Below are 9,923 nucleotides of genomic sequence, written 5' to 3' on the forward strand. Positions count from 1 at the left end.
AACACATTCCTCCTAAATACCAATTATAGCATAGTAAAAAAGTCATTGGGTTTAACCCCCAATGACTTCCCTTATTTCCTCTATTGTAGGCATTACGGATAATGCCCCTTTTCTTGTGGTTATGATAGAAGCTGCTGCGTTGGCCCTATCCAGGCACTCATACAGCTCTTTTTCCGAAAGAGCATCTATGTCCCTGCGGTGGATAAAGTCTATGGCGCAGGCACAGAACGTATCGCCAGCCCCGGTTGTTTCTATAGTTGCAGGATTAATGTAACCGGCCTTTTTCACCACCTTGTCTTTGTAAAGGACCATGCTGCCATCAGGTCCAAGGGTTGCAAAGACGACCTTTATTCCGTACTTTTCCTTAATCCTGCGGGCGCCTTCCTCCACATCAGATGTTCCTGTAAAGAGCTCCACCTCGTTATCCGAGATCTTTAAAACGTCGCAGTTTTCAAACCCGAACTCCATGGCAATAAGTGCATCCTCTTTTGACTTCCACAAGGGTTCTCTGTAGTTTGGGTCAAAAGAAATAACAGCCCCGTTTTCTTTTGCCAGCAAAGCCGCAGCTTTTGTGGCCTTTTCGCAGCCCTCATCTGTCATTGAAAGTGTACCAAAGTGGAAGAAATCTGCATCTTCGATCAGCTCTTTTTTCTCCATGACTTCGTCTATAGTAAGGCGCATGTCAGCTCCGGGATTTCTGTAAAAAGAAAAGTCCCTGTCTCCGTTTGGGAGCTTCTGAACAAAAGCAAGGGTTGTGGGAATTTCTTTATCAAATAAAAGTCCCCTTGAATCTATTCCCTGCTTTTCAATCCTCTCTTTTAGCATCCTTCCAAAAAAGTCATCGCCGACCTTTCCAATAAATGCTGTCCTATTCCCAAGATTCTGCAGCATTGAAAGAACGTTGCAGGGAGCGCCTCCAGGATTTGCCTCAAACATGGGATTGTTCTGGCTGCTTTCTCCGCTTCCGGTAAAGTCTATTAATAGCTCTCCAAGTGCTACCACATCGAAATTACGCATATCTCACCTCTTTAGTTCATGCATTGTCACATCCATAAGTAGGCTCCCCTGACAGTTAAAGCTGATGCCTTCAGCCTTTACGTCAGTTAAGATCACCATGGACATGACCTGTTCTCCATCGTTGATGAACAGTTCCATGCTAAACCTGTCCAAAATAAGTCTGAGGGTAATCTTACCCTTATTGTTTGAAACCCGGCATCTTCTCTGGTGTACGATGGCCCTTCTGCTGCCGGAGTGCTTTCTGTCTATCTTTACAATGTTATCTACCGGATCGTACTCAATAGTTGAGTAGGACTTTCCATTGTCAGCAAAACGTATCTCAAATTTCCTATACAGGGCATCTTCCAGGGCAGGCCTTACTTTTACAGTCATGTCGATGCATCTTCCCTCGATACTTGAAAGAGATGCTCTCTCTGAAATAAGGACGTTCTGTCTGCTGATCCTTTTCCCGTAGTAATTCTCTATTTCTCTCAAAGGCTTCTGCATCAGCCTGTTGTTTTCGATCCAAATCTCTCTTGGGAAGCTCATCTGACCAAACCATGGAAGGTCATCACGCCTTATTCCGCAGGTATCCCAGTTCTGCATCCAGCCGATCATGATCCTTCGTCCGTCTGCAGAGGCGATTGTCTGTGGTGCGTAAAAATCTATTCCATAATCAACTGCCTGGCAGTTTTCCTCGTTGAAGTTCCCGTCTTTATCGTTTGATCCAATTATGCAAAGTGTACCATTTCCATTGTGGAACTCAAGCTCTTCAGGAAGCATGTCCTGGGGGCTTGTCAAAAGAACCTGTTTCCCATCAAGTGGGAAGAAGTCAGGGCACTCCCACATCACGCCGAATCTGTGATTATTTTTTATCACCACCCTGTCATAGGTCCAGTTAAAGCAGTCATCACTTGTAAATAAAAGGAGCTGTCCGTCTTTATCCTCGGTCTTGTTACCGACGATCATGTAGTACTTGCCGTTTTCTTTCCACACCTTGGGGTCCCTGAAATCATATATTCCAGCACCCTTTGGAAGAGCCGACGCTCTGATCACCGGATTATTTCCATACTTTTTGTAGTTGACGCCATCCCCTACAGCCACGCACTGTGTCTGATATTCGTGCATGTCGCCATTTTCATCTTCCTCTTTGTGGACTCCTGTGTAGATCAGTACATGCTTTCCATCATCAGTTGCAACTGCACTTCCGGAAAAACATCCGTCCTTGTCATACTCCTCATCCGGAGCCATGGCTGCAGGCAGATATTTCCAGTTTATAAGGTCAGTGCTTGTAGCATGTCCCCAGTGCATTGGTCCCCACACAGTCTCGTAAGGGTAATACTGGTAAAAGAGATGATACTCTCCGTCAAAGATACTAAGCCCGTTTGGATCATTCATCCATCCACATCTTGGTGACAGGTGAAAGCCAGGCCTCATCTCATCAGGGATCATCTTTTCTTTTTTAACTTCATATTCTCTTGCTTTATCTAGTTTGGAACTCATTTCTTTACCTCAGGTTTAAAGAGAGGGAGAAGTACTCTCCCCCTCTCTCTTATTAGATCTTTATTACTTGTAGAACTCATCAAGATATTTCTGATAGATGGAAATGTACTCATCAAGTCCGTATGCGCTTACCTGCTTGTTGTAGTCTTCCCAGTCAGCATCTGAAAGTCCGTTCATAACGAAATTACTTCTGCTGGAGTTGATGTAGCTGATAAGGTCTGTCTGGATTGTTGTGAGCTTTTCTGTATCCTCAGCTGTCATGAATACGTTAGGATAAACGTACTTGCAGTTCATATCATCTGTGTAGTATTCCTTGATCCAGTCAAGACGGTACTGAGCATCATCAGGACATGTTACGTATACTCCGTAGTACTCATCAAGAATTGCAAGTGGTCCGCCAACAGCCTCTGCCTCACGAACCTCAACAGGTGATGCGTCTCCAAGTGGAGCATGCTTAAGCATCTTTTCCCCGTTTGCATTCTGTGAAAGCTCGAAGATATCAAACTCATCGTCCTCACCATAGGTTCCCCAGTTGTTCTGTGGTGACTGGAATGGATCATACATAAGATCGAGCCATGCACATACAAATGCAGGGTTGTCGCACTTTGCTGTAACTACGCATCTGCCGCGGTCAAAGCCTGATGTGAAAGAGCCGTTCATTGGTGTTACGTTTCTGGTATCTGCTTCAAGAGCAGCAAGAGGTACAAAGTCCTCAAGGTTGTCGATGTTAGCAACATCCCATGTGAAACATACGCCGTATCTGTGGGATTTTCCCTTTGCTACATATGTGGACCAGTCCTGTGTGAAGCACTCAGGATCGATAAGTCCTTCTTCGTAAAGCTTGTGGAGCCACTGCATACCCGACTTAAAGCCTTCTGTTGTAGCTGTGCAGATAACCTTCTTGTCATCAGTAACAGCGATGTGCTGTCCCATGTCGTTGTCGCCGTAGCCTTCGCCAAAACCGTTGATAAGAAGGCTTGGATCCTGGTCGTTCATGATACAGGACATAGGAATGATGTCACCTTCGATACCAAACTCTGCCTGAAGGTCTGATGCGTGATCCTTGAATGCCTTAAGAACTTCCTCAAACTCATCTACTGTTGTAGGAGTCTGAAGTCCAAGGAAATCAAGCCATTTCTTGTTGATGTAAGTAAAGTTGTTACCTACTGTCTGGATAGCTGTCTTGTTGGAACCAAGCTGCTCTATCCATGGAAGCGCCCAGATATGTCCCTCTGAATCCTCACACATTGTGCGGTACTCAGGATACTTATCAAATACTGCCTTAAGGTTAGGCATGTTGTTGTCGATGTACTCCTCAACAGGAATGATGACCCCCTGATCGCCATATCTTATAAGGTCAGAGTTGCTAAAACCTGCATTGAACACGAAGTCTGTAAGTGTGTTCTTGTTGGCCATGTTGAGCTGGATCTTATCTCCCCACTGATCGCTTGAAATAGCTGTCCAGTCAACGTGTACGTTGGTCTCTTCTTCAAGTCTTTTGAAGATTGTTCTGTTGTTGGGCTCTGACTCAGTTCCTGATGGGTAACTGATCGTACCTGTTATAGTGACTTTTTTCTCAAGTGGAAAAGACAGATCGTCTACCGATACATCGCCTGCTCCGCTTCCTGACGCCCCAGCGCCACATCCTGCAAGCATGCTGACACACATAGATGCTGCAAGGAATGTTCCTAAAAACCTGGATGTTTTCTTTTTCATTATTCCTCTCCTTTTTAACCTCTAAATATATTCAACCCTGTGCACAGGTGAATTGACCCTCATAAAAACCTTAACTCTTCTCTTTAGCCTTTTACCGAACCAACCATGATACCTGAATCGAAGTACTTCTGGAAGAATGGATACATTACAACCAGAGGAAGTGATGAGATGATGATGGTCGCATACTTTAAAAGCTCTGCCAGCTGTGCCCTCTGGGCTGTGCTCTGCATATCTGCAATCATTCCAGGATCAGGCTCGTTCTGGATAAGGATCGCACGAAGCACCAGCTGAAGTGGCTGCTTACTTGCTGAGTTTAAATAGATCATTGCGTCAAAATAGCTGTTCCACATTCCAACAAACTGCCACAGTGTAAGGACCGCAATAAGTGGTGTGCACACTGGAAGCAGGATCCTGAAGAAAAATACCAGCTCATTGGCGCCGTCCACATCTGCTGCCTCCCTGAGTTCTCCAGGAATTCCCTTGTAATAGGTCCTTGCGATTATCATGTTCCATACGCTAAATGACCCTGGAAGAATAACCGCCCACATGCTGTCCAGAAGCCCCATGTTACTGATAAGAAGGTATGTAGGGATCAGTCCGCCTCCAAAGAACATGGTGATAATGAAGATGGCGTTAAAAAACTTTTTTCCCTTAAAGTCATCTCTGGACATTGGGTAGGCACATAAAAGTGTCACAAATACAGAGATCACTGCAAATAAAACTGAATAAATAACTGCGTTTAAAAATCCTGTCCATATCATGGAGTTGGTCATGACTCTCTCATAGGCTGTCAGCGTCCACTTGCTGAAATCAAAGACAATGCCCTTGTTCTGAAGTGTTATTGGATCCATGAAAGAAGCGATTATGATATAGACAACCGGTCCGATTATTGCCATTACAAAGGCTGCAAGAAGGATATATCCAACTAAAAGAAAAGTCTTATCCCCCAGAGAAGCCCTTGCAAACTCACTCTTTTTCCTTAGTGTATTTTCCATTTTGATATCTCCTTATAACCCTTGTCCGTCGTTGAGCTTTTCTACCGTCTTGTTAACTACCAGAAGAAGAATGACATTTACTATGGTGTTAAAAAGACCTACCGCCGTTGAGTAACTGTAATCGCCGTTAAGGAGACCTTTTTTGTAAACGTAGGTTGCTATGATCTCCGATGATGACAGGTTCATGTCTGACTGAAGGGCATAAGCTTTTTCAAAACCGATGCTCATGATATTGCCGGCCTGAAGGATGAACTGGATAACAACCATGTCCTTGATGGCTGGCCACTCCACAGCCTTGATCTGCTGCCAGATGTTGGCACCGTCGATCTGAGCTGCTTCCTTGAGTTCCTTGCTGGCATTGGCAAGGGCTGCAGTGTACATGATGGACGCCCATCCTGCTCCCTGCCAGATTCCGCTTATGATGTAGATAGGTCTGAAGGCTGCAGGGATGGTAAGGAAGTTGATGTTTGTTCCCATCAGCATGTTGAGTGGTCCTGTAACTGATAAGAGGATCCTGACCATACCACATAAAACGATGACTGAAATGAAGTTTGGCATGTATAAAACCAGCTGGATCTTTTGCTTGATCTTGCTGCTTGCAACTCTGTTTAGCAAAAGAGCTAAGATAATGGGCATTGGGAATCCAAAGATCAGTCCGAAAATACTAAGCTTTAATGTATTGGCCAGATACTGAAGGAAATCCGGCGAAGATAAAAACTGCTGAAAGTATTTAAGTCCAACCCATTCGCTTCCAAGAATTCCTTTAAAAGGATTGTATTTCTGGAAAGCAATGAGGATCCCTCCCATTGGAAGATATTTAAAGATTATCGTAAGCACCAGGGCAGGCCCTAAGAAAAACACATATAGCTGCCAGTGCTGCTTTATATACACCAGCGTGTTGTGAAGGCTGTTATCCTTTGCTTTGGCATTCATGTTACTCCCCCTTCTGTATTTTACATTTGTAACATTTCCTTTGCGTATGTAAAATATATCACAGTGCATTTGTCATGTCAATATTTATATTTTACATATGTAACATTAAATTTTTACATTTGACACCAAAATGTTTACATTTTATAATGTAAAAAGTGTCATATGCACACTTATGAAACTATAAACGGAGAATAATAATGGCAAACAAAGTCACCTTGCAGGATATTGCAGATGCTCTCGGAGTGTCCAGAAATACAGTATCCAAGGCAATTAACAATACTGGCGTTTTAGCAGAGTCCACAAGACAGAAGGTTTTGGAAAAGGCGATCGAGATGGGCTACAAGCAGTTTTCCTATGCCAATTCCATTTCAGATATCAAGAATCCTTCTATTTCAAGGACTAAGGCTTCCGGAGAGATAGCTCTTTTCACCGGAAACTTCCTTAGCAATTCTCACTTCGCATCAACCATGCTTGATAAGTTCCAGCACGAGATAGCTCTTTTAGGCTACAGCCTCACAATGCACAGAGTTGATGAAAATAACGTGGCGGACCTTAGTCTCCCTATATCATTCAGACCAGACAACACCAAGGCCATCATCTGCATCGAGATGTTCAATCAGTCCTTCTGCGAGATGCTGTGCGATATGTCGATCCCGGTGCTGATGATCGATGCGCCGGTTGCCAGCTACTGGAGACCGCTTAATGCTGATATCCTTCTGATGGACAACTTCACCAGCATATATACAGTCATCAATGACATGAGCAAAAAGGGAATAAGCAAGATCGGTTTTGTGGGACAGGTCACTCACTGCCGCTCATTTTACGAGAGGTTCATGGCCTTCAGAGAGGCTCTTTATGTGAACAACCTTTCATTTGACGAGAGGTACTGCCTCACTGAGGTTCACAGCCACGACAAGGACTACAAGGAGTATTTATATAAAGCTCTGGAAAAAATGGAAGAACTTCCTGAGATGTTTATCTGCGCCAATGATTTCGTTGCGCTGGATCTTCTGTACGGTCTTAAGAAACTGAATGTGGAGTGCCCAAGGGACATCAAGCTCTTTGGTTTTGACGACTCTCCTGAGTCCAAGATCATGACCCCGTCCCTTTCAACCAGCCACATCCACAGCCAGATAATAGGCTACTCCGCAGCAAACCTTGTGGTTTCCCGCATTGAGCAGCCTGATCTTAACTATAGGATCACTTATACTGAAACTGATCTTATTTACAGAGAATCAACCAATATGTAATGGTCACCCCATAGCACCTTAGGGCGCTGTGGGGTATTTTTTTGGATCATTACTCTCTGACTGGATCCTCGAAATATCCTCAAGAGCCTCGTCATCTATCTGTCTGCCTGCATAATACTTGTTGCGGTCTTCCTCTGTTATCTTCCTTATGACCTTGCAGGGATTTCCTGCAGCAATGGTCCAGGCAGGAACGTCTTTGGTAACTACAGATCCCGCTCCAATAACAGCGTTGTCGCCAATGGTAACGCCAGGGCAGATCACCACGTTTCCGCCGATCCACACATTGTCGCCGATGGTAACATCAATGCCGTACTCATAGGCGCTGTTTCTGGTAGCGGGATGAACCGGGTGTCCCGCTGTATAGATGGCCACGTTAGGGGCAATCTGGGCGTTGTCACCAATCCTAATCATCCCCACATCAAGGAAGGTGCAGTTATAGTTGGCAAAAAAGTTTTTGCCGACTTCAATGTGAGTTCCATAGTCGCAGTAAAATGGCGGATTTACAAAAGTTGTATCGTCCGCTTTTCCAAAGAGCTTTTTAACGATAGTCTTAATGGCGCCAAAGTCAGATCTGTCCGCGGTGTTAAGCTCCTGGGTAAGGCGACGGGCTATTTTCTGCTCCTCAAATACTGAGTCGTCGGAAATATATACAAGCTCTTTATCTCTTCTTTCGATGTTGTTCATGGGCTCTGTTCTCCTTTGTTGGATGTATGTATTCAGTTTATAACACAACTTCCTTTGAAGCCAGCTTTTCTCTGAATCTTACGTCGTGCTCCACGATCAGCATTGTGGGCCTGTACTTCTCAATAAGGCGCTCTATCTGCATCCTTGAGAACACGTCGATGTAGTTAAGGGGCTCATCCCAAATGTAGAGATGTGCTGGTGTGAGGAGACTACTTGCAATTAGGACCTTTTTCTTTTGCCCTTCAGAGAATTCCTCCATGTTCTTTTCGAACTGCTCCCTATTAAGGTCAAGTTGTCTTAGGATTGCAAGAAGAAGGCTCAGGTCAAGGCCAGCTCTTTTTGCATGGTCAGAAAGCGTTCCTCTTAAGTGGGATGTATCCTGATTTATGTAGGATATGGTCAGGTTCGGAGCAAGAGATAATGTACCTGTCAGCTCCATGTTGCCCATGGTTTTGCTATCTGACAGCTGGGCACTGTCTCCATCGCCACTACCTCCTTCATTCTTTTTAAGAATAGCCTTTATGAGGCTTGATTTTCCGCAGCCGTTGGCTCCGCTTAAAAATACTCTCTCACCCTGCTTTACCTCAAAGGATAGATCACTTATGACATTTTCAGTCCCATCCAGATATTTCAGTGACAGATCCCTGCACTCAACGAGCCTTTCCTTGTAGTGCTCAAGGGGCATTATCTTAAGATCGATCTCCTCTTCCAGGTCATTAAGAAGTCCCTCTTTTTCCTCAATCTCCCGGTCCATGCGCTTTTCAAAGTTCTTGACCCTTGACTGCATCTTCTTGGTCTTGGCGCCTATAAAGGACCTTGTTGAAATGGACCTGTCATTTTCTTTGATGGGGTCAAAACCGATCTTGGTATTCTCGTTTTTTTCTGCCCAGCGGCTGCTCCTGTCAGCGGTGGCCTTTAGCTTACCGATTTCCTTTAAGTGCTTTTCATTTTCTGCCCTGGCAAAAGAGTCTTTCTTTTCCTTGTTCTCCCACCAGGAGGAAAAGTTTCCTGCCTGAACCTCAATACTGCTGCGGTTTAACACCAGCACATGGTCACAGACATAGTCAAGAAGATCTCTGTCATGAGATACCAGTATAAATCCCTTCTTGCCTGCAAGGTACTGCTTTACCTTGTCCCTTGCCTCCATATCCAGATGGTTTGTGGGCTCATCGATCAAAAGAAAATCATTCTCCCTTGAAAAAAGTACCGCCAGCATGACCTTTGTGCGCTCACCAAAACTAAGGGTCCCAAAAGGCCTGTACAGAAGCTCTGCGTCAATAGAAAGAAGCGGCAGCTCGCACATTACCCGCCACTGTTCAACCTGTGGCTTCCATTTTTCCATGAGTTCACTGGCGCTCTCCTCCAGCTCTTTTTCCGTAACCACATATGGAAAATAGTCAAACACTGCGCTTGATGTGATGCTTCCCTGGTAGTCATACTTTCCAAGCAAAAGGTTTAAAAATGTTGTCTTTCCCTTGCCGTTTCGCCCGATGAAACCCAGCTTCCAGTCCGTATCAACAGAAAAAGAAACATTCTCAAAAACATTCTCAAAAACATTTTCAAAACTTCCTTCGTATCCGAAGGTCAGATTACTTACATTTATCTGTGCCATTTTTTGTCACCTCCATATCGCCGATATTTCTTTTGCCAAAATACCGGACCAAATGGGCAATAAAAAATCTGCTTCCAGCCGAAAGCAGATTTCGGGTATTCAAAGTTGTTGAGGGGCAATCTTCTTGAGGGTGCTGATTGAGGGTTTTAATAGAGGGTTAGATATTCAGTATGTTTTCTAACGAGATAGCGGAAAAGGAGCTGCATTTACAGCTCCTCTCGGTCAGATGTTCGC

The 9,923-nt window shown here is 44.5% G+C and carries 8 protein-coding genes; 1 reads left to right on the forward strand and 7 read right to left on the reverse strand.

Annotation, left to right across the window (positions count from 1 at the left end; all coding sequences use genetic code 11):
• Positions 1–51: 51 nt before the first annotated feature.
• The 5 genes from J6I68_RS04835 to J6I68_RS04855 all read right to left on the reverse strand — a co-directional run bounded on the left by J6I68_RS04835 (position 52) and on the right by J6I68_RS04855 (position 6,143).
• Complete coding sequence (locus J6I68_RS04835) at positions 52–1,017, reverse strand: carbohydrate kinase family protein (RefSeq protein WP_292217979.1); 966 nt, start codon at positions 1,015–1,017, stop codon at positions 52–54.
• Between the two features lie 3 nt (positions 1,018–1,020).
• Positions 1,021–2,499 carry a glycoside hydrolase family 32 protein gene (locus J6I68_RS04840; RefSeq protein ID WP_292217982.1) on the reverse strand — a complete coding sequence of 493 codons (1,479 nt, stop codon included), beginning with the start codon at positions 2,497–2,499 and terminating at the stop codon, positions 1,021–1,023.
• Positions 2,500–2,562: 63 nt separating this feature from the next.
• Complete coding sequence (locus J6I68_RS04845; protein ID WP_292217985.1) at positions 2,563–4,215, reverse strand: ABC transporter substrate-binding protein; 1,653 nt, start codon at positions 4,213–4,215, stop codon at positions 2,563–2,565.
• Positions 4,216–4,298: 83 nt separating this feature from the next.
• Positions 4,299–5,210: a carbohydrate ABC transporter permease gene (locus tag J6I68_RS04850; protein ID WP_292217987.1), complete on the reverse strand. Its 912-nt coding sequence runs from the start codon at positions 5,208–5,210 to the stop codon at positions 4,299–4,301.
• A gap of 12 nt (positions 5,211–5,222) precedes the next feature.
• Positions 5,223–6,143: an ABC transporter permease gene (locus J6I68_RS04855; RefSeq protein ID WP_292217990.1), complete on the reverse strand. Its 921-nt coding sequence runs from the start codon at positions 6,141–6,143 to the stop codon at positions 5,223–5,225.
• Between the two features lie 197 nt (positions 6,144–6,340).
• Between J6I68_RS04855 and J6I68_RS04860 the strand changes: the two genes are divergently transcribed.
• Positions 6,341–7,393: a LacI family DNA-binding transcriptional regulator gene (locus J6I68_RS04860; RefSeq protein WP_292217991.1), complete on the forward strand. Its 1,053-nt coding sequence runs from the start codon at positions 6,341–6,343 to the stop codon at positions 7,391–7,393.
• Between the two features lie 18 nt (positions 7,394–7,411).
• Here J6I68_RS04860 and J6I68_RS04865 read toward each other — a convergent pair whose 3' ends face one another.
• Together J6I68_RS04865 and abc-f are read right to left on the reverse strand one after the other, a co-directional pair.
• Positions 7,412–8,077: a sugar O-acetyltransferase gene (locus J6I68_RS04865; RefSeq protein ID WP_292217993.1), complete on the reverse strand. Its 666-nt coding sequence runs from the start codon at positions 8,075–8,077 to the stop codon at positions 7,412–7,414.
• A gap of 37 nt (positions 8,078–8,114) precedes the next feature.
• A complete protein-coding gene (gene abc-f / locus J6I68_RS04870) occupies positions 8,115–9,689 on the reverse strand; it encodes a ribosomal protection-like ABC-F family protein (protein ID WP_292217996.1) in 1,575 nt (524 codons plus the stop codon).
• Positions 9,690–9,923 lie beyond the last annotated feature (234 nt).

Origin of the sequence: Butyrivibrio sp., assembly GCF_017940685.1 — a bacterium.
In the GTDB taxonomy this organism is placed as follows: Bacteria; Bacillota; Clostridia; order Lachnospirales; family Lachnospiraceae; genus Butyrivibrio.

Bases quoted from the DNA above. Each gene is read 5' to 3' on its own strand.
- J6I68_RS04835 (WP_292217979.1), bottom strand. From the start codon at position 1,017: ATGCGTAATTTCGATGTGGTAGCACTTGGAGAGCTATTAATAGACTTT.
- J6I68_RS04840 (WP_292217982.1), bottom strand. From the start codon at position 2,499: ATGAGTTCCAAACTAGATAAAGCAAGAGAATATGAAGTTAAAAAAGAA.
- J6I68_RS04845 (WP_292217985.1), bottom strand. From the start codon at position 4,215: ATGAAAAAGAAAACATCCAGGTTTTTAGGAACATTCCTTGCAGCATCT.
- J6I68_RS04850 (WP_292217987.1), bottom strand. From the start codon at position 5,210: ATGGAAAATACACTAAGGAAAAAGAGTGAGTTTGCAAGGGCTTCTCTG.
- J6I68_RS04855 (WP_292217990.1), bottom strand. From the start codon at position 6,143: ATGAATGCCAAAGCAAAGGATAACAGCCTTCACAACACGCTGGTGTAT.
- J6I68_RS04860 (WP_292217991.1), top strand. From the start codon at position 6,341: ATGGCAAACAAAGTCACCTTGCAGGATATTGCAGATGCTCTCGGAGTG.
- J6I68_RS04865 (WP_292217993.1), bottom strand. From the start codon at position 8,077: ATGAACAACATCGAAAGAAGAGATAAAGAGCTTGTATATATTTCCGAC.
- abc-f (WP_292217996.1), bottom strand. From the start codon at position 9,689: ATGGCACAGATAAATGTAAGTAATCTGACCTTCGGATACGAAGGAAGT.